Raw genomic sequence first — 21,147 nt, forward strand, 5'->3', positions numbered from 1 at the left:
GCACCGGCTGAACTGCTGCATCCCCTCTATTGATGCAGCGCTTGAGCCATATGGTTGTTCAGTTCCTTGAAGCAAATAACAAGCATTTCAGATGCATCAAGGGATAAGCTTCAATGAACGTTAGTAACAACCAAAAAAAACGCGCGCATAAAAACGCCGGCGTCGGTATTCTGTGACGAAAATCTTTCTCCAAAACACAAACGCGCAATACCCAGCCTCGCCGGGTATTGCGCTACAAATAGTTCAGAACCTATCGGTCTATAACTGTTCATTCAGTTTGGTGAAACCTCTCGTTTTTTACGAAAGTGTATCGTGAGTAAAATCTGTTGAGATTCACCGGAAATAATTTATTCCCAGTTTAATGCTCCACCAGTTTGATACTCAATCACACGCGTCTCAAAAAAATTCCGTTCTTTTTTTAGATCGATCATTTCGCTCATCCACGGGAAAGGATTTTCTTCGTGTGGGAACAATGCGTCGAGACCGATTTGCTGTGCGCGACGATTTGCAATGAATCGCAAATAGCCTTTAAACATTGGCGCATTCAAGCCTAGTACTCCTCGCGGCATTGTATCCTCTGCGTAACGATATTCCAACTCTACCGCACGTAAAAACAACGCTTTAATTTCATCGCGAAATGCTGGCGTCCACAAATGCGGATTTTCCATCTTGATGGTGTTGATTAAATCGATTCCAAAATTGCAGTGCATCGATTCGTCACGCAAAATGTATTGATACTGTTCGGCCGCACCCATCATTTTATTCTGACGACCTAGTGCTAAAATCTGCGTGAAGCCGACATAGAAAAACAGACCTTCCATCAAGCATGCAAACACAATTAATGAGCGCAATAATGTCTGATCATCCTCAGTCGTTCCGGTCTTAAATTCAGGATTGGTCAGTACATCAATGAAAGGAATCAGGAACTGATCTTTATCACGAATCGACTCGACTTCATTATAGGCATTAAAAACTTCGCCCTCATCCAAACCGAGTGATTCAACGATGTATTGATAGGCATGCGTATGGATCGCCTCTTCAAAAGCCTGACGCAATAGATACTGGCGGCACTCCGGCGCGGTAATATGACGATATGTTCCCAGTACAATATTGTTGGCAGCCAGTGAATCGGCCGTCACGAAGAAACCTAAATTACGCGTGACCAATCTGCGCTCATCATCGGTCAGACCATTGGGGCTTTTCCAAAGTTCAATATCGCGCTGCATATTGATTTCTTGTGGCATCCAGTGATTGGCACAACCAGCCAGATATTTATCCCAAGCCCATTTATATTTAAATGGCACCAATTGATTGACGTCTGTCTTACCGTTAATGATACGTTTGTCACTGGCATTGACACGCCGCGCCAAATCTTCAGCGCTAGGAACAAACTTATCGGCAGCCTGCACAGGATTGAGTCCAGCATCCATCGCTGGTAATGGGGCTTGCGCAGGTCGCGCTATTGGTGCTGCAGATACAGCTTCATCATCCCAAGAAAGCATTTTTGTCCTAAATATTTATTTACTGATTATTACAATTGTTCACATTGCGAAGTTCAAATTGTGCGGTGCCGGCACTGACATCGATAGACCGACTCCACACAATTTCCCGCGAATTAATTACTGACAGGCTTCACATTCCTCAAAGCCAGCGTCACCCGGACGTAGGTAGCAAGCAGCACCGTCAGCTTCAGGCGCACTTGCCGCCATGCCGCTATTGCCACCGTCAACCGCGACCGCATTCAAGGCCCCCGTCTTACTCGTTGATTTCTCGGTATGTGTCGCGCCCATGGTACGCAGGTAGTAAGTCGTTTTCAAACCACGCAACCACGCCAGTTTATAGGTCTCATCGAGTTTTTTGCCTGATGCACCTGCCATATAAATGTTCAGCGATTGCGCCTGGTCTATCCATTTCTGGCGACGTGACGCCGCTTCCACCAACCAGCTAGGGCTCACTTCAAATGCGGTGGCGTATAGCTCACGTAATTCTTCAGGAATACGATCTATCTTTGCCAGGCTACCGTCAAAATATTTCAGATCAGAAATCATGACTTCATCCCACAAACCACGCTGTTTCAAATCGCGTACCAAGTGCTCATTGATCTCGGTGAACTCGCCGGACAGATTCGACTTCACGTACAGATTTTGATAAGTCGGTTCTATACAAGCTGAGACGCCAATAATATTAGAGATCGTTGCAGTCGGCGCGATCGCCACACAATTAGAATTGCGCATACCGTGTTGCTTGATACGCTCACGCACGACCGTCCAATCCATCGCCGACGACTCATCGACTTCCAGATATCCACCGCGCTCCTCGGCCAATAACTTGACTGAGTCTTGCGGCAGGATGCCTCTATCCCATAAAGATCCACGGTAAGAACTATAGGTACCGCGCTCTTCCGCCAATTCGCTCGATGCAAGATAAGCGTAGTAACACACCGCTTCCATCGAGGTATCGGCAAAAGCCACCGCATCCATACTTGCGTAAGGCACCCGCATCATATGTAAGCAATCCTGAAAACCCATAATACCCAGACCGACCGGACGATGACGCATATTTGATTCACGCGCCTTATCCACTGCATAGTAGTTGATGTCGATCACGTTATCCAGCATGCGCATCGCAATACTGATGGTTTTTTTCAATTTAACGTGATCGAGCTTGCCATCCTTCATGTGGGCAGGCATATTCACCGAGCCCAGATTACAAACCGCGATCTCGCTTTCATTGGTATTGAGCGTAATTTCTGTACACAGATTCGAGCTATGCACCACGCCTACATGCTGTTGCGGTGAACGGATGTTGCAAGGATCTTTAAATGTAATCCAAGGATGGCCTGTCTCAAACAGCATAGACAACATCTTGCGCCACAAATCGAGTGCCGGGATTTTCTTGGATAAACCCAACTCGCCGCTGGCGGCCTTCGCTTCATAAGCGGTGTAAGCCAGTTCGAATGCTTTACCAAACTTATCATGCAGATCGGGGACATCGGATGGCGAGAACAAAGTCCAATCGCCTTTTTCCATGACGCGCTTCATGAACAGATCCGGAATCCAGTTGGCGGTATTCATATCATGCGTACGGCGTCTGTCGTCACCGGTATTTTTACGCAAATCAAGAAATTCTTCGACGTCCATGTGCCAGGTTTCGAGGTAGGCACATACCGCGCCCTTACGTTTACCGCCCTGATTCACCGCCACGGCTGTGTCGTTGACGACTTTCAGGAAAGGCACCACGCCCTGTGACTTACCGTTGGTACCTTTAATATGCGCACCCAGTGAGCGCACTGGCGTCCAGTCGTTGCCCAAACCGCCAGCGTATTTAGCCAATAATGCGTTTTCTTTGATGGCATCATAAATTCCACCCAGATCATCAGCGACCGTGGTCAGGTAACAGGATGACAGTTGCGAGCGCAAAGTACCTGAGTTAAACAGAGTTGGGGTCGAGCTCATGAAATCGAACGACGACAACAGGTTGTAAAACTCTATAGCCCGCGCTTCACGGTCAGACTCATTTAAGGCCAGCCCCATCGCCACGCGCATGTAGAAAGCCTGAGGCATTTCTATGCGGCTGCCGCGTATGTGCAAGAAGTAACGGTCATACAGAGTTTGCAAACCGATATAAGAAAATTGCAGGTCGCGGTCAGAGACCAAGGCTTGCGCTAGTCTAGCCAAATCGAACTGGCCTAGCTTCACATCGAGCAACTCGGCGTCTATACCTTTTTGGATAAAGGCTGGGAAATAAGTCAGGTATTCAGCAGCAGCATCTTTTTGCGCCACTTCCTTACCAAAAACTTCTTTACGGATCGTATGCAACAGCAAACGAGAAGTAACCTGGCTATACGCCGGCTCTTTTTCCATCAACGCACGTGCCGCCAGAATTGCTGACTTATGCAATTCTTCGACCGGTACGCCGTCGTACAGATTTTTCAGCGTCTCTAACAGGATGGCCTCAGGATCGGCCAACTTATCGAGGCCAACGCAGGCAGCGGTAATTAAAGCGCGCACTTGCGTCACATCCAGCACCTGCGGTTGACCATCAACCATCACGCGTATTTGCAGTTCACTGGCCTTAGTATTGGATAATTGTTGCGCCTCCAATTGCAAACGACGCTCTTCCATATGCTTGGCACGGTACAAAACGTAGGCACGTGCTACGTCGTGTTCGCCAGAACGCATCAGCGCCAGCTCTACCTGATCCTGCACATCTTCAATGTGAAAAGTTCCGCCAGCTGGCTGCCTGCGCATCAGCGCCGCCACCGCGACGGCGGTTAACTGCTCAACCAATTCACGGATACGTGCCGATGCGGCACCCTGCCCACCGTTTACAGCAAGAAAAGCCTTAGTCACGGCGATGGCGATTTTAGACGGTTCAAAACCGACCACGGCACCGTTACGGCGAATAATTCTGTAGTCGCTGTAATTCACCGCGCTAGAACTTAATGTATGCGCAGTAAGGCCAGATTGCATGGCGGCCAAATCAGACAGGCCAGACGAAGATGATTCCAGGGGAGAGTGCATTTGAACTCCAAATTCAAAATTGATCGATATTTCCAGGGCGTGTTAGCCACTGTTTTTTTAATTCTAGTACTGCTTTTTTTAAGTTTTCACTGCTGCTTTTACTGCCATTTCATCTCTCCCTACTTGATTTTCTCAAATAATGGAAGCCTAAATTGGGCTAAGCGAGAAATAAACAAAACCACTAGATGTAGTGCACATTTTTTTATTTACACTAATTCTAGTGGCACAAGCCGATACGCGCAACCGCTATTTTGTTAAAAAAGAGGATTTTTTACCAACAAATATATTATTTATTTCATTGACTTTTTTAGAGCTTCAAAGACTGCTTGCCACAGTGTAAGTAAGCACTAACAAATCTACGAATTCGAACAAGGCGGAAAAAATATTTTTTCCCTGGTAACCCACTCCTCACGTCAGCGCTGATCAAGTCTGGCGTTCTCCAGACTGAATTGGATCAGGGTTCTTTTCTTCAATACGCAGGCTCTTGCGCTGTATATGCTGGGGCTATGATCAACAAGTGGCTAACAACATGCAGCTCTCTCTTATTCTTTCTATGGCGGCGTTCGCTCTGGTTTCTTCGATTACGCCCGGTCCGGTTAATCTCATCACCTTGTCCGCAGCGGTCAACTTCGGTTGGCGGGTGGCGTTGCGCCATGTCTGGGGTGCCACCCTGGGTTTTACCTTCTTGTTGGTTTTGCTGGGCGTGAGCGTGCATGCGGTTTTGCATTTTCTGCCGCAATTAAGTCTGGCCTTGCATTGGGTGGGCGTGGCTTTCCTGGTTTATCTGGCACTCCGCCTGGCTAGCTCACAGAGTCACATCGAGCGTCAGCAGAATGCGCCAGCACCTAGTTTTTTGTCCGGGGCATTATTGCAGTGGCTTAATCCTAAAGCCTGGATCGCCTGTATTTCAGGGGTGGCCGCATTTACGGCTGAGGGTGCGACGCAAACCCTGTGGTGGTTTGCGCTGATTTATTTTGTAGTGTGTTTTTTATCGTTGGCGTGTTGGGCTGTGGCTGGCATTTTTTTGAGTATTTATCTGCGCCAGCCGCGGTATCTGCGTGCATTTAACCTGAGCATGGCAGCGCTATTGCTGGCCAGTGCCGTCTATCTGCTCATGTCCTGAGATTCATTTCTTGAAATACTGCCCTGGGGTGGCGGCAACGTGGCGCTTGAAGACGCGTTGAAAATGGGCTTGATCGGCGAAGCCACAATCGGCGGCGACATCGACGATGGCCCGCCCTTTTTTCAACAGGCCTTGTGCGCGCTGCACTCTTTGATTAAGTAAAAAGGCATGCGGTGTCATCCCATATTGCTGCTTAAAGGCGCGTATCAAATACGAGCGCGAGAGCTGGCTAGCCGCGCAAATATCTTGCAAGGCGATATCCTCGACACAATGGGCGGCAATGTAGTCGGCGGCACGATTGAGTCTGTGATTGCTTTTTAGGTCAAGCTTGACGGTATCAAACTCTTGATGCAGGCGAATTAAGAACTCGAGCATCGCGCTCTCTTTGGCGAGTCGCTCAGCCGGCTGCCACAAGCCCGCCAACAGATAATTCAAACTTTGGAACACCCGACTATCCAGGCTCAAGCTTTGCGAAAACATCTGTAAATCTTGATGCAGGCTCACACCGATTTCGCGCTGCACCCCAGCCAACCAAGCGCTATCGATGAACAACATGCGATACGCCCAGACACTGTCATCGCGCGGATTACAGGCATGTACATCACCCGGATTGATAATCACGACACTGCCAGCGCCAGCCGAGACGCGGCGGCCGCGATTCAAATACTGCGCCTGGCCGTTTAAGACCGTGCCTATGGAAAACGTGGCGTGAGTGTGCGGATCGTAACAGGCACGGCTACCCGAGACCGCCCGGGTTTCTATAAACGGCAAGCTGGGATCACGCCAAAAGCTGCCCTTAGCTTGTGCTGCCGTATTCACTACCGGATTCGCTGCTGTATTCATTGCCATGCATTACTCCGAACTTAAAAGGGCACCACGCCAGCGCGCATATTCCATGCGGGTTTCCAGCCTATCTGGCCTGCAGCCCGCATGGAATATGCGCGCTGGCCTTGCCATTTTTTGAAAATTCATTGAAGGATAAATAGTAGAAAATTTTTTGCTTTCCGCGCATTTTAGCTTTTTTAGCGTGGATGCCTACGCTTAAAGATTAATTTGCATTAAATGCAGTTTAAAAATATGCTTATGATGCGAATTCGCTTGATACGCTTTTTTCATACAAAGATAATAAAACTCGATGAAGTATAGAAAAATCTACTTCGCACTATTGCTAACGCTCAATGCCTATGCGGCGCAGGCTGATTACCAGCAAGGCTTACTGGCTTTTCAAGCTAAGGATTACGCCAGCGCCTTAAATGGCTGGACTCAGGATGCGCTGTACGGAGACACGCGCGCTTGCGTCGGCGTAGCAGAGATTTATTTGCGCGGTTTAGGAGTTAAAAGTAATCCCAAGCAAGCGGCAGAATGGTATCGCAAAGCGGCGACCTTGGGCGATGCCTCGGCTCAATACCAACTAGCTAGTATGTATCAGCAAGGCCAGGGCGTGAGCCCAAACGACGAAATGGCGGTGGAGTGGTATCTAAAAGCCGCCGAGCAAGGCCTGCCCGGTGCGCAGTATCAACTAGGCTTACATTATTACGATGGTTTTGGCGTCACACAAAGCTATCTGAAAGCCGCAGAATGGTTGAACAAGGCGGCACAGCAAGGCGACCCCAAGGCACAATACCGCGCTGGCATTTTGTATAAAAATGCACAAGGCGGGCCGCAAGACCTGAAGCAAGCCAAAGACCTATTTCTGCTCGCCGCAAATCAGGGCGATACCGATGCGCAACTAGAATTGGCCCGTTTATACGCCAGCAATAAAGGGCAAACAGCCGACTGCGAGCCAGCGCTGGGATGGTACCGAAAAGCCGCACAGCACTGCAACATCAACGCGCAATATGAATTGGCGATTTTGTATAAGAGCGGCACATGCGCCAGCAAAGACTTGCCACGCGCTCTAATATGGTTACAACGCGCAGCCGATCAGGGCCACGCACGGGCACAATACAGCTTAAGCGGTATGTACCAACATGGCCTGGGAGTAAAAACAGACCAGGTAACAGCACTCAAGTGGGCCTTACTCGCGCATAAAAACGGTGCTACAAAGCCAGATGCGACACTCGTCTCAAATAAAAAAATTAGCGCCAAAGAACATAAAAAATTAAAAAAAGAAATCGAACTATGGCAGCCTAAAAAATCAAAATGTGCGCGCGCTTAAATTTTGATGCGGGCGCATGTTAGCTAAGTATTGAGCTAATGTATGAACAAAAGCCAGCACACATGGCGCGGCTCATGAAATAATGCGCCTCACCCTCATCCAGGAAGTAAATCACATGAATCAAGAACAACTCGTACAAGCGGCCTTAAGCGCACGCCAGGCGGCCTATGCCCCGTATTCACAATTTAAAGTCGGCGCCGCAGTACTGACTAAAGACGGCAAAGTATTTCAAGGTTGCAACGTAGAAAACGCCTCCTACGGTCTGTGCAATTGCGCCGAACGTACCGCCTTGTTTAGTGCCGTGGCCAGCGGTTACCGCCCTGGTGACTTTGCCAGCATGGCCGTGGTCGGTGCCACCGATGAGCCTATCGCCCCCTGCGGTGCTTGCCGCCAGGTGATGCTGGAATTGGGCGGCCCTGAGTTAGAAGTCATCTTGAGTAATTTAAAGGGCGACATCAAAAAAACCACAGCAGCTGCGCAATTGCCCGATGCGTTTTACCTCAAGCCCACAGAGTAAGCGCTAGTCAAAACCTGAAATGCAACAGCAATCGATCAGCAGAGATTGCTGTTTTCCCTTACTCTATTGCTGCAATATATATTGTAGAAAACGACAATGTACTAACCGGCAATTCATGATCACTCATAGAGGAGAGCTATATGCTGCACCAACAGGATTTCGATAGTTTGCTAGGATCATCCCTTTTTGACGAGGGCAATCGTCGTCGCACTTTTATCCAGACTGCCATCGGTGCCGGCTTTGCCGCTGCCGCCCTGCCCATCTGTGCTCAGACTGTCGTTAAGACCGATACTGCGGGGCTCACTGCGGGCGTGATCATGCTAGAAGTCAATGGTCAGCAGGTGCCTGTGTATAGAGCGCAACCGGAAGGAAAAACTAATCTGCCTATCGTACTGGTGGTCTCGGAGATTTTTGGGGTGCATGAACACATAGCCGATGTGGCACGCCGCTTCGCCAAACAAGGCTATCTAGCCTTAGCGCCCGAGTTGTTTGTGCGTCAGGGCGATGCTGGCAAATACGCCAATATGGCCGAGCTGATGAAAGAGGTCATCTCCAAAGTAGCTGATGCGCAAGTCATGCAGGATCTGGACGCCACCGTAGCGTGGGCCAAAGCACATGGTGGCAATACCGACAAACTGGCAATCACTGGTTTTTGCTGGGGTGGTCGCATCACCTGGTTGTACGCTGCACATAATCCGCAAGTCAAAACTGGGGCTGCCTGGTATGGCCGTCTGACCGGCGCAACTAGCCCGCTGGCTCCGCAAAATCCGCTGGATATCGCTGCCAACATCAAAGCACCGATACTCGGTTTGTACGGCGCCAAAGATGCTGGCATTTCGCTAGAAAGCGTAGCACAAATGAAAGAGGCGCTCAGCAAAGGGAAAAGTGCGTCAGAACTGATGATCTTTGCTAATTCAGGGCATGCCTTCCACGCCGACTACCGTCCTAGTTATGTAGAGGCAGATGCCAAAGACGCCTGGCAACGCTGCCTGGCCTGGTTCAAAATCCATTTAGCCTAAGCACGACGCCCACTGAACAGGCCGGTAAAAATTAAAAATGCTTTTTCCGGCTCTGTTCCTGTGTAATTCTAGGATCGCCTTGATAGCTCAGGCTCGAGGTCTATGTGGCGACGGGTAGCTGTAATAGTGCCAAAGCCGAGCGCAGCAGCGCAGGAATCGGCTGCGGCCTTTGACTCTCACGCGCCACGAACACATGGACAAAACGTCCGGCAGCGCAAGCGCTGGCTTCACCGAGCTTAAAGATCGCCAACTCATACGTGACCGAACTATTCCCCAGCTTGGCGACACGCAAGGCCACCTCTAGTTTTTCCGGAAAAGCAATCGCAGAAAAATAATCACAACTGGAACTGACCACAAAAGCCACCACTTCACCGTGCTGGATATCTAAGCCACCGACCTCGATTAAATAAGTATTCACCGCGCTATCGAAATAACTGTAATACACCACATTATTCACGTGGCCGTAAATATCATTATCATGCCAGCGCGTCGCAATAGTCTGAAAATGCAGATATTCGCTACGCAGTGGTGTCGTCTGGCTCATAGATTTATCCTTGATATAGATGTTATAGATGTCTATTCGCATTGTATGCTGAGCCCGACGACAGCACCACAGGCCAAGAGCCAAACGCGCTAGCGCATCATCTTGCCGTTTTGATCGACGATACTCATCTCGACAAAATTTGAGCCCATATGCTGGCCGCTGCCATACTGCAGCGTGATACCGCCCAGATCAAAATCGCTCATAGTTTCTAGCGCAGTCACCAATCTCTGTGAACTTAGATTAGCACCGCTGCGACGCAGCCCTTCTGTCAATAGTTTCGCCGCAATGAAGCCTTCCAGCACCGCCGAAGTCACTGGTGGCGGATTACTAGCGGCCTTCAAGGCATGCTGAAATTCTCGCACCACCGGCACACCGATATTGCGCGGAGCCGGCATCACCTGGACCACGCCGACACCGCGCCCGTGTTTGCCTAGCGAAGTAAAAAACTCTTCCGAATTGACATTGGAGAGCATCATAAATTGCGGCAGGCGGCCCGCCGTCTTTACTTTCTTGATGAAATCAGCACAGGCACTGGGCGTGCATGCCATCAAGACGGCTGCTGGATTAGCGGCCATAATCGAGGCCACCGCGGCGTCGACATTGAGGTCTTTACGGTCGTATTTAGCGATCACGCTGGCATTGAGCTTGCGCGCCGCAAGATGCATCTCAAATCCGGCCAGACCATCCTTACCAAAGGCATCATCCTGATACAAGATGGCGATATTTTTGATCTGCATCAGCGCCAGCGACTCCACCATCTTGGCTGCCTCATCCTGGTAACTGGCGCGCAAGTTGAAGACATAAGGATGCATGGGTTTATATAGCGATTGCGAACCGGAAAACGGTGCAACCAAGGGTATTTTATTTTTTTCAAGTAAAGGCAATACCGCTTGCACGGTGGGAGTACTGCGGTAACCGAGTAGTGCTACCGCACGATCTTCTTTGATCAGCTTAAGCGTATTCTCCTTGGTTTTTTGCGGATCGCGCTGATCATCGTAAGTGATCAATTCTATCTTGCGGCCATTGACCCCGCCCTGATTGCTATTGATCCAGTTAAAGAATAACTGCGCCCCTTGCATCCCTTCTTTACCGGTGGCTTGCCCCGACAGTTCTACCGATTGCCCAACCACAATTTTTTCGGCTAAAGCTGGCAGCACCACACTAGTCAACAACAAACCCACAGCCGAACTCAACACCATCTTACTAACAGCACGCATAAATATACCCCAATAAATTTTGCTCAAAGATATAGGCTTAAACTTTCAATTTCCTTTCAGCAACAATTGAAATTGTAAGCATGCTTACAATTTCAATTGAATTGCGCATTCTTGCGGCCCGAACTGATAGAAAGGATGGATTTTTGTACTAAGAGGCAAATACGGCGCATTGTTACTAATTTTCACAACATAAAGCGACAGTCTTAGTTGACTCAGCAGGCACTTCACGAGATAGTTCGGGGGCTAAGCGTGCTGACAGCGCTGACAGTTTTATAGCGACTTGGCGAATGCGGCTAGAGGCCAGCACATTTGACTTAACCATAGACATACCTCTGATTTCAAAAAAATATTCCTGATGTCTATTTCTGATCCCTCCCAATTATTGCAACGTATTCCGGAGTTACTGCAACTCGTCGATGTGCCAGCTATTCGTCGCGCGATAGAGACTGGTGATGCCTTCAAGGTGTATCGAGTGCTCATCTTGGCGCGCCTGTTCCGGCGCCTGCCCGAGCATCGTGAACTGCTGCAAATGCTGACCAGCGAACGTCGCTTATTTGCCAAGGCATATAAAAACAAACCGTATTTTGGCGGCCTGAAATATTTTGGCTTTGGATTTCTGGGCGCGGCCGAAAGTGACAGTGACGACAGCCACATCGCCCTGCATGCATTGACGCTGGGCGCGCTGATACCGCTAATCCCTCTCGGTTGTTACGTCGTCAAAAGTAGCGGTGAGCGGCAATGGCATATTTATGCAAAGGCGCCCTTGGGCGTAGGCATATGGCTATACACCCGCGCTCTGGCTTTGAGCTTAGTGACCCTGATTATTTTTGGCGCTGTGCATAACTATCATCAATACAGCACGCAAGATGTGATGGTGATCAATGGCTTTGACGTCGCCTTAGACATCAAACTAAACGGCAATAAAATTAAGCTGCCAGCGCAAGGGCGTGTCAACATCAACGTCAAACACGGTCTGGTAACAGGCAGCGCCGAGATAGACAAAATCGGCGTAATTGATAATTTCAAACAAACCGTGCATAGCGGTACCCATTACAATATCTGGAATATCGCTGGCGCCGCCCCACTACTGCTCAATACCAGCAACTATTCATCCGACCAGACCACGCCAACTAAGCCACCCGCCCAACAAACGGTGTATTGCGGCAGCCGCTATATAGAATTGCCGAACATCGATTATGCCTTTGTCGAACTGCCCGCTATCAGTAGTTTTAACAAGTTGAAAGAAGGCCAGGCTGTGCGGCAACTGATGATAGAAAAATCGGACGAATTGCCGACACCAGCCGGTGTCACGCTGTGTGTTGAGTATGCATTTCGCCATTCTCAAGAAAAATCTATGGCAGCTGCGTTGGAGGTTTTGGCCAAGCTACACGACTGGGATGCGAAACACGCTCAGGCTGCCATCAGCGCCGCGCAACAAGTCTCGAATGCAGAAGCAATACGGATCGCGACGCTGGCCTTGCAAGCGCAACCTGACAATGTCGATTACGAAAGACGCTATCAGGACGTGATGATAGAAGCCGGTCAATACCAGCAACTACTCAGTCAATACGCGGCCAAGGCGCAGCAACATCCAGAATCAGCGACGGCGCAGTATTTACACGCCTCACTCTTGGCGGGCTTACCTGGCTTAGCCGCGATGCAGGCGGCACATCTAAGCTTCCCGCAAGACGCCTCCATCTTAAGTGCTCTGGCGTGGCGTAAGGCTATCCATGCCGATTATTCCGGCGCCTATCAAGATATCCTCAAACTACGACAACTCTCGCCAAAACATGCCGATACGCTGTTTGATACCGAGGTCAGAACCCTACTGGCGCAGGGTCGTAAATTGGATGCATTAAACCTCTTGAACGCTGCCGCCCGTGATAAGCGAGCCAGCGCGCGCGCCGCCCGTGCCGCTGATTTTGCCTTGGTGGCGCGGCAAGCCAACGCCGATCCTGAGTTTTGGTTCAAGCAATTGCCGCCTAGCGTAGACAACGCCAGCAGTATTGATTTTTACCGCATCCGTGCCGGTTTAGCACCGAAGCAGGCCGCTAAAAACCAAGACAACTATGTACAACTAGCCCTGGCACTAAGGAATAATCCCAGTCTGGCGGTACAACTGGCGCGCGCTTTGGATCCCTATCAATTGAGCAGTCTGGCCAGTGATCAAATGCTTTTATTGTTCGGCGAAGCACTCAAAATCGAGGATGCAAGTCTGATTAAACGGCTACAAAACGCGCTGCATTTATCCAAAGAGGAAAGCGGCTTACTGTCCAACTTCATGCAGGGTGAGGCCGTCGATCTGGATCAATTCGATCTGGCGCTAGAAATGCAGCCGGCCGCGTATTTGATACGCTCGCGCAATCCGCAGTTAAGCGATGCCGAAAGAGCGGGCTTACGCAGTCTAGCCGCAAGAACTGACTTTATGCGTGGCCCAGTGACTACCGCGCTCACCCAATGGCCAGCGAGGAACTAGGAATGACGACATCAAATAATACAACTAGGACAGCGCCAGATAAGGCGCAAGCCTACCTCAATACCAATAGCAACAGGAATAACAAGATACAGCCACGCGCGATTTTGGTATTAGGTTTATGGTTGGGATTTTGGCTGTTAGCGCTGGGCTTGATCGTGCTGCTGATGTCCTTGCCGTTCGCGCAGCTGTACTATCGATCGTCGCTAGAAATATCTGGCTACGTCGCCGCTTTCGCCGCACTCTGTCTGGCGTATGCACTCAGGCCACGTTGGCGCTTCTCCGCGCGCGTCAAAACCAGCTTACCGCCCTTAGACCGAGCCAAGGCAGAACCCTTGTATGCGATGCTTGAGCACATCGCCAGTAAATTAAAAATTGAGGCGCCTATCGAGATCCATCTGATCGGCGCCGCCAGCGCCTTTATCAGTTGCGAACGCAATTGGTATGGCAAGCTACTCAGATTGCGAGTAGGCATAGGCTTGCCGCTACTAGGCAACCTCTCAAATGCAGAACTAGGTTCTGTGCTGGCGCATGAATTCGGGCATTATGTGGCCGGCGATCTGGCCTTGGGGCCGTGGGTCTACCGCACCCGTAAATCCCTGACGACGACGGTGAACAATCTGGATGATTCACTGTTTTTTCTCGATCTTATTTTTCGCTACTATGGCCAGTGGGTGCTGCGCTTATCGAGCAGCATATCGCGCGCCCAGGAGTTTGCGGCAGATGCGTTTGCAGTCCAATGTTTCGGTGTCAAAGCGAGCCGCGCAGCACTAGAAAAAATTCATTTAATCGAGCCTATGTGGAGCGCCTATCTGGATCACGAACTGTGCCCAGCCATCACGCGCGGTGCACGACTGCCTGTGTTTGAGGGATTTCGACGCTTTTGCAAGCCCAGCCAAAAACGTCCAGAAGTACAAGCGAGCATCGTCCAATCCGAAGCGCGCCCTAGCAGCCACGGCGACAGCCACCCTACGCTCGCCGACAGAATTGCCGCGATACAGCCTGGTGCGACGCCGGCCTTCCCACCCTTAGCCGATTGTCTGCAATTAGTCGGTGGTGAATTAGCCGCAGAAACCGCCTGGTACAGTATGTTCGAGCACGAACAACTGATCAGCAGCGACTGGGATCAATATGGCAGCCAGATCTTGCAGACACAAATCCAAGAGCGCTTCGCCAATAGCTGGATGGCACCAGACAAACTAGCCTTCAGCGAATTAGTCGGCATGGCGCAACAAGCCGAGCAGTTATGGGAAAAATTGCGCCCCGAAGGCGTCAGCTTTTTATCCCGTCTAGGCAAACGTAATCATGTCTTGGAAATTCTCGAAGAATGGACTACCGCCTGCCTGTGTCAGCGCGGTTTCACGCCACAGGTCAGACCGGGTCAAGCGCTGCTACTAAGCCGCGGCCAACAAACGGTACAACCACGAGAACTGCTAACTGCAGCACTAGACTGTAAACTGAAATCGGCATCACTCAAACAATACGACAGACCAGAAGCAGCTATCTAAGTGGGGAGCGTAAGCGATTTTTGAAGTTCCCAGAAGGGAACTTCAAAAATCCCGTTAATCGGGATGCAGCGCAAGGCGCGAACCGGAGCAATACGTCGGTATTGCGAGGATCGCATTGAACAATCGACGCCGCGATGCGCCCGAGTATAGGGTTTTTAGAGTTCCCAGAACCGTATGCGCAATCTGTATGCGGGTTTACAGCATTTTTGATGCTGCAGGCCGCATACAGCTTGCATCTAGCTTTTGGGGAACTTCAAATAAAAAAAAGCGCATGAGCCATGCGCTTTTTTTCGTCAATCAGGGTCTCACACTAAACGTTGCCAGATCGCAGTAGTCGCCGCAGCTTGATTCAGCGAATAAAAATGTAAGCCCGGTGCGCCACCGGCTAACAGCCGTTCGCACAGATGGGTTACCACATCTAGACCGAAGGCCTTAATCGACGCAGTGTCGTCACCGTAACTGGCTAGTTTTAAGCGTACCCAGCGCGGGATTTCCGCGCCGCACATTTCTGAGAAACGCAGCAACTGATTACTGTTCGTGATCGGCATGATGCCCGCCACGATAGGTGCAGTCACACCTGCCTTTTGGGCCAGTTCTACGAATTGAAAATACGCATCAGCGTTATAAAAATATTGGGTAATCGCGGCATTCGCGCCGGCCTGCATCTTGCGCACAAAGCTATTCAGATCATCTTGCGGTGAACGCGCTTGCGGATGCATTTCTGGATAGGCTGCCACTTCGATATGAAACCAGTCACCGGTCTCGGCACGAATAAACTCTACCAGTTCATTGGCATAGCGGAATTCACCGCCCATGCCGTAACCGCTAGGCAAATCGCCCCGCAAGGCCACCAATCTACGGATATCGTGCGCCTTATATTGCTGCAAAATTTCACGTATCGATTCGCGAGTACCACCGACACAGGAAAGATGCGGTGCGGCGTCATAGCCCTCCTTGCGAATTTCCACCACGGTGTCTAGCGTACCTTGTTGCGTAGTGCCGCCGGCACCGAAAGTGACTGAGAAATACTTAGGCTGCAAAGCGGCCAGTTTGGCGCGCGTGATACTCAGTTTTTCTGTGCCTTCCGCCGTCTTGGGCGGGAAAAATTCTATGCTGAAATTATGCGCAGTCATTATTTTTTCAGGAGTAAAGTAGTGAGTGTCCAGGAGATCACGCTATACAACAGCGCAGCACCGACCGCAGACCAGAATCCCGCGACATGAAAGCCGTCTATCATATTGGCCACCATCCAAAACATCAGCCCGTTAATCACAAAGATGAACAAGCCCATGCTCAGCAAGGTGACCGGCAGGGTCAGTAACAGCAAGATAGGCCGCAGGATAGTGTTGACAAAACCGAGTACCACGGCCACCAGCAAGGCCGTCATAAAACTATCGATTTTTACGGAATGCATCAGGTAGGGTAAGGCCAGCAAGGCCAGCGCATTGATCAACCAGGTTGCTAACAGCGGCATGAAGTCTCCAAAATTAAATCAAGTTGGCTACCAGCTCCGGTCTAATAGGACGCGGAGCCGTAGCCAGTATTACAGACGATTAATAACGATAGTGTTCCGGCTTGTAAGGGCCAGATTTGGCAACACCGATATAGTTGGCTTGCTCGTCAGTCAGTACGCTCAATTGGGCATTGAGTGTCTTCAATTGCAGACGCGCGACTTTTTCATCGAGATGCTTAGGCAGAGTGTAGACGCCGACCGGATACTGCTTGGTGTTGACGAACAACTCGATCTGAGCAATGGTCTGATTAGCGAACGAGGAACTCATCACATACGATGGGTGACCGGTACCGCAACCGAGATTGACCAAACGGCCTTCGGCCAACAAAATGATCCGTTTTCCGTCAGGGAAAATCACGTGATCAACTTGTGGCTTGATGTTATCCCACTGATACTTCTTGATGGAAGCGACGTCGATTTCATTGTCGAAGTGACCGATATTGCAGACGATGGCATTGTTCTTCATCTTCAGCATATGATCGTGGCTGATGACATGGTAGTTACCGGTCGTAGTGACAAAAATATCGCCGAATTCAGCCGCATATTCCATAGTCACAACACGGTAACCTTCCATCGCTGCCTGCAGTGCGCAGATAGGATCGATTTCGGTCACCCATACCTGTGCCGACAAGGCACGCATCGCTTGGCAGCAGCCCTTACCGACATCACCGTAACCGGCGATCACGGCTACTTTACCGGCGATCATGACGTCGGTAGCGCGCTTGATACCATCGACCAGCGATTCACGGCAGCCATACAGATTGTCGAACTTCGACTTCGTCACAGAATCATTCACGTTGATCGCTGGGAAGGCCAGTTTGCCTTCTTTATGCATCTGATACAGGCGATGCACACCAGTCGTGGTTTCTTCGGTCACGCCCATGATGTGCGGCAGACGCTTGGAGTACCAATCTGGCTCCGCTTTCAGGTGCGACTTAATCGCATTGAACAAGCAGATTTCTTCTTCTGAACCAGGATTGGCCAATACCGAAATATCTTTCTCGGCGCGGCTACCCAGATGCAGCAGCAACGTGGCGTCGCCGCCGTCATCCAAAATCATATTCGAGAAAACGACAGAGCCGTTTTCATCGTTTGGCCATTCAAAGATGCGATGGGTAAAATCCCAGTATTCGTCCAGATTTTCGCCCTTGAAAGCGAACACTGGTGTGCCGCCGTCGGCAATCGCCGCAGCGGCATGATCTTGGGTCGAGTAAATATTGCAGGAAGCCCAACGCACTTGCGCGCCCAGTGCTTTCAGGGTTTCGATCAAGACCGCAGTCTGTATCGTCATGTGCAAAGAGCCGGTAATACGGGCGCCGCGCAAAGGCTGAGTAGCAGCGAATTCTTCGCGGATTGCCATCAGACCAGGCATTTCGGTTTCGGCGATACTGATTTCTTTGCGGCCCCAATCAGCCAGGCTGAGATCGGCAACTAAGTAGTCTTGCGTGGTATTTTGAGTAGTCATTGTGGTGGCGTTCATCACGCCCTCCTTTCGATTGAAAAAAGTAACGTGAGCGCGGTTTTCTGATTCCAAGCCTGGCAAAATAGCAAGATTTTGTCGCAGCGCTCCTTGGAAGACCTGAAGTATAACGCAAATGCAGGACCAAGCGCGCAATGTTGCAGCGGCCAAGTTAAAAACGCCGCCAGCGTCGCGCTAAGCGCCTTGCCTGAATCGACAATGCTTAGTGAATCAGCGCGGCAGCAAACCGCTTGCGCAAATCGTGGCTAAGCTGGCAGATTCCCCGCAGCCCCCCAACAAATATAAGAAATAATGGGAGTATGCCTAAAAAAACTGGCAATCGCGCATATAGCTAAAGGGCAGTAAAATATACCCCACGGTAGTATATTTAAAGCTTAAAGAGCTTAATGACCGTCGAAATTGCACACCGTGTACAGCGGCAAGCCACTCGCCTTAATTAATTCTGAGCCGCCCAACTCAGGCAGATCGACGATCACCGCCCCCTCGACCACGGTGGCACCGAGTCGCTCCAATAATTTACGACCCGCCATCATAGTGCCGCCAGTGGCGATCAAATCGTCAATCAAAACCACGCGATCACCGGCTTTGCAGGCATCGGTATGCAACTCTACCGTGGCGCTACCGTATTCAAGTTCGTATTGCTCAGACACTGTGGTAAACGGCAATTTACCTTTTTTACGGATAGGCACGAAACCGAGATTAAGTTCGTACGCCACCACCGAACCGATGATGAAACCACGCGCATCCAGACCGGCGATCATGTCGAGCTTGGCATCCATATAGCGATGCACAAACATATCGATTAAGACTCGGAAGACCTTGGGGTTTTGCAGTAAAGGGGTAATATCACGGAACATGATGCCTTGTTGCGGCCAGTTTTCCACCGTGCGTATATGCTCTTTAATGTAGTCGGATGGGTTTTGCATAGTGTCTGGTTTCTTCATGTATGCGACCTACGCAAAACAGCTCCAGCGTCCTCGTATCCGCCTTGCCGTACTGGAGTACTGTCTTCGGCGTTACTCTTAGCTGGAACAATTTTGCGTAAGTCTTAATGGAATTAAAAAATAAGCCGCTATTTTACCAGTCGCAGCTCGGCTCTAGCGACGCTTTCGGCGCTGCCGCGCAGTACCACCACATCGGACTCCTGCAAGATCAGGCTTAACTCTGGCGATAAGCGATTTTTACCTCTGCGTATCGCCGTTACATCGACTTCCAGTTCAGCCAGATTGAGCTCTTCCAAACTCTTGCCCAAGCATTTAGCACGGCCACCGAGTACCACCGTATGCAGACGCAATTGCAGGTTTTCTGGGCCGTCACTCATATCGCTGGCGCCATGAAAAAATCCGCGCAAGGATTCATAACGTTCATCGCGCGCAGCTTGCACCTTATGTACCACCCGCCGCAAAGGCACGCCCAACAAGACCAGCGCATGCGAGGCCAGCATCAGACTACCTTCCATCAATTCGGGCACCACCTCGGTGGCACCGGCGGCACGCAGCTTATCCAGATCAGTATCATCGTGACTACGCACAATGACCGGCAAACTGGGATGCAACTCATGCACCAGATGTAAAATTTTCAGTGCCGATTGGGTATTGGTATACGTCACCACCAAAGCCGCGGCGCGATTGATACCGGCCGCCAGCAAACTCTCGCGCCGCGCCGCATCGCCATACGAGACATTGGCACCGGCAATTTGCGCCTCACGGATACGATCCGGATCGAGATCGAGTGCGTGGTATTCAATATTTTCTTCCGCCAGCAAACGCGCCAGACTTTGGCCGCTACGTCCAAAGCCGGCAATAATCACATGCTTTTTCGCACTCATGCTGCGTGCCGCAATTTGCGTCAACGCCAGCGATTGCATCATCCATTCGTTAGCCGAGAGTTTCATCACGATCGCATCCGATTTTGCCAGAATAAACGGAGAGATCAACATCGACAACACCATGGATGCGAGTATCAATTGCAATAGTAGCGGATCTAACAATTGCAATGCGCCCGCCTGATTGAGTAAGACAAAACCAAACTCGCCAGCCTGTGCCAAACCTAAACCAGTACGCAAGGCAACGCTGGTGGTATTGCCGAAAAGCCGGGCCAAAGCAGCGATCAAACCGAATTTCAACAACACGGGCACCACCAACAACAGCAACACCAGCCAGCCGTGCTCGATCACCAATCGCAAATTGAGTAACATCCCGACCGTGATAAAAAACAAGCCTAGCAACACATCGCGAAAAGATTTGATGTCCTCTTCCACCTGATGCTTGTATTCGGTTTCAGAAATCAACATGCCGGCAACGAATGCGCCCAGTGCTAGCGACAAGCCAGCGCGCTCGGTCAACCAGGCAGCACCCAAGGTAATGAGTAGCAGGTTTAACATGAACAACTCTTGCGAACGCCGCTTGACCACGATGCCGAACCAGCCACGGACTAATTTCTGCCCCAAAAACAACAACAAAAACAAGACCAAGGCGGCCTTGCCACCTGCCCATGCCAAAGTTTCAAACAGGTTGCCACTATGCGCCGCCAACGCTGGCACCAAAATTAACAGCGGCACCACGGCTAAATCCTGAAACAAGAGCACGCTAATAATCTGTTTACCGTGCGGGCTTTCCAGCTCCATCTTCTCGGTGAGCATCTTAGAGACAATCGCGGTGGACGACATTGCCAGCGCGCCTCCTAAGGCAAACGCAGCCTCCCAGCCTATTTTGAATTGCCCTGGTAAGTAATATGCAGCTGCCAAACCACACGACATCGCCATCACGATAGTGAGTATAACCTGCGCCATCCCAAGGCCAAACACGGCGCGCCGCATAGACATCAACTTGGGCAAAGAAAACTCTAAGCCGATAGAGAACATCAAGAACACCACCCCAAACTCGGCCAATTCATGGGTGGCAGAGCTGTCTTGCGCCAAGCCCAAGCCATGCGGCCCGACCAGAATACCGACCACCAGATACCCCAACATAGGCGGCAATTGCAGCATGCGAAAAGCCACGACACCGAGGACGGCGGCGCTTAGAAGTAGGAGTGTGGTGTCTAGAGCAGTCATATTTCTTATTATTGCCG

16 protein-coding genes and 1 riboswitch are annotated in these 21,147 nt (G+C 50.5%); of the genes, 6 read left to right on the top strand and 10 right to left on the bottom strand.

The window, feature by feature from the left end:
* Positions 1-347 precede the first annotated feature (347 nt).
* Both EJN92_RS05035 and EJN92_RS05040 read right to left on the bottom strand, forming a co-directional pair.
* A complete protein-coding gene (locus EJN92_RS05035; protein ID WP_126126806.1) occupies positions 348-1,502 on the bottom strand; it encodes a ribonucleotide-diphosphate reductase subunit beta in 1,155 nt (384 codons plus the stop codon).
* A 117-nt stretch (positions 1,503-1,619) separates the two neighbouring features.
* Entirely contained in the window at positions 1,620-4,472 is a 2,853-nt protein-coding gene (locus tag EJN92_RS05040) for a ribonucleoside-diphosphate reductase subunit alpha (protein ID WP_126129786.1), read from the bottom strand.
* Positions 4,473-5,052: 580 nt separating this feature from the next.
* Between EJN92_RS05040 and EJN92_RS05045 the strand changes: the two genes are divergently transcribed.
* Entirely contained in the window at positions 5,053-5,646 is a 594-nt protein-coding gene (locus tag EJN92_RS05045; RefSeq protein ID WP_126126807.1) for a LysE family translocator, read from the top strand.
* 3 nt (positions 5,647-5,649) lie between these two features.
* On the opposite strand, the gene EJN92_RS05050 is transcribed toward EJN92_RS05045, so the two are convergent.
* On the bottom strand, positions 5,650-6,495 hold the full coding sequence (locus EJN92_RS05050; RefSeq protein ID WP_227869714.1) for an AraC family transcriptional regulator: 846 nt from the start codon (positions 6,493-6,495) through the stop codon (positions 5,650-5,652).
* A gap of 286 nt (positions 6,496-6,781) precedes the next feature.
* Here EJN92_RS05050 and EJN92_RS05055 point away from each other — a divergent pair, with 286 nt between their 5' ends.
* The 3 genes from EJN92_RS05055 (at position 6,782) to EJN92_RS05065 (ending at position 9,340) form a co-directional block, all read left to right on the top strand.
* On the top strand, positions 6,782-7,804 hold the full coding sequence (locus EJN92_RS05055) for an SEL1-like repeat protein (protein ID WP_126126808.1): 1,023 nt from the start codon (positions 6,782-6,784) through the stop codon (positions 7,802-7,804).
* An 82-nt stretch (positions 7,805-7,886) separates the two neighbouring features.
* A complete protein-coding gene (locus EJN92_RS05060) occupies positions 7,887-8,321 on the top strand; it encodes a cytidine deaminase (RefSeq protein ID WP_126126809.1) in 435 nt (144 codons plus the stop codon).
* 140 nt (positions 8,322-8,461) lie between these two features.
* Positions 8,462-9,340, top strand: coding sequence for a dienelactone hydrolase family protein (locus tag EJN92_RS05065; protein ID WP_194074967.1), 879 nt, complete (start codon positions 8,462-8,464; stop codon positions 9,338-9,340).
* 100 nt (positions 9,341-9,440) lie between these two features.
* Here the strand turns inward: EJN92_RS05065 and EJN92_RS05070 are convergent, their stop codons facing one another.
* Entirely contained in the window at positions 9,441-9,884 is a 444-nt protein-coding gene (locus tag EJN92_RS05070) for an acyl-CoA thioesterase (RefSeq protein WP_126126810.1), read from the bottom strand.
* A gap of 89 nt (positions 9,885-9,973) precedes the next feature.
* Complete coding sequence (locus EJN92_RS05075; protein ID WP_126126811.1) at positions 9,974-11,101, bottom strand: ABC transporter substrate-binding protein; 1,128 nt, start codon at positions 11,099-11,101, stop codon at positions 9,974-9,976.
* A 355-nt stretch (positions 11,102-11,456) separates the two neighbouring features.
* On the opposite strand from EJN92_RS05075, the gene EJN92_RS05080 reads away from it, so the two are divergent.
* Both EJN92_RS05080 and EJN92_RS05085 read left to right on the top strand, forming a co-directional pair.
* The gene (locus EJN92_RS05080; protein ID WP_126126812.1) at positions 11,457-13,577 is read left to right on the top strand and encodes a tetratricopeptide repeat protein; all 2,121 of its coding nucleotides are present in this window, start codon (positions 11,457-11,459) and stop codon (positions 13,575-13,577) included.
* 2 nt (positions 13,578-13,579) lie between these two features.
* Positions 13,580-15,082 carry a M48 family metallopeptidase gene (locus EJN92_RS05085; protein WP_157984311.1) on the top strand — a complete coding sequence of 501 codons (1,503 nt, stop codon included), beginning with the start codon at positions 13,580-13,582 and terminating at the stop codon, positions 15,080-15,082.
* Between the two features lie 305 nt (positions 15,083-15,387).
* Here EJN92_RS05085 and metF read toward each other — a convergent pair whose 3' ends face one another.
* From metF to EJN92_RS05110, 5 genes are all read right to left on the bottom strand, one after another.
* Entirely contained in the window at positions 15,388-16,215 is an 828-nt protein-coding gene (gene metF / locus EJN92_RS05090) for a methylenetetrahydrofolate reductase [NAD(P)H] (RefSeq protein ID WP_126126814.1), read from the bottom strand.
* Positions 16,215-16,556, bottom strand: a complete 342-nt coding sequence (locus tag EJN92_RS05095) for a phage holin family protein (RefSeq protein WP_126126815.1) — start codon at positions 16,554-16,556, stop codon at positions 16,215-16,217. Before EJN92_RS05095 ends, metF begins: the two co-directional genes overlap by 1 nt.
* 79 nt (positions 16,557-16,635) lie before the next feature.
* On the bottom strand, positions 16,636-18,075 hold the full coding sequence (gene ahcY, locus EJN92_RS05100; RefSeq protein ID WP_194074968.1) for an adenosylhomocysteinase: 1,440 nt from the start codon (positions 18,073-18,075) through the stop codon (positions 16,636-16,638).
* Between the two features lie 25 nt (positions 18,076-18,100).
* A riboswitch (S-adenosyl-L-homocysteine riboswitch) is annotated at positions 18,101-18,173 on the bottom strand.
* Between the two features lie 285 nt (positions 18,174-18,458).
* The gene (locus EJN92_RS05105) at positions 18,459-19,001 is read right to left on the bottom strand and encodes an adenine phosphoribosyltransferase (RefSeq protein WP_295760094.1); all 543 of its coding nucleotides are present in this window, start codon (positions 18,999-19,001) and stop codon (positions 18,459-18,461) included.
* A 146-nt stretch (positions 19,002-19,147) separates the two neighbouring features.
* Complete coding sequence (locus tag EJN92_RS05110) at positions 19,148-21,130, bottom strand: monovalent cation:proton antiporter family protein (RefSeq protein WP_126126817.1); 1,983 nt, start codon at positions 21,128-21,130, stop codon at positions 19,148-19,150.
* Positions 21,131-21,147 lie beyond the last annotated feature (17 nt).

It is taken from the genome of Undibacterium parvum (assembly GCF_003955735.1).
GTDB classification, from domain to species: Bacteria; Pseudomonadota; Gammaproteobacteria; order Burkholderiales; family Burkholderiaceae_D; genus Undibacterium; species Undibacterium parvum.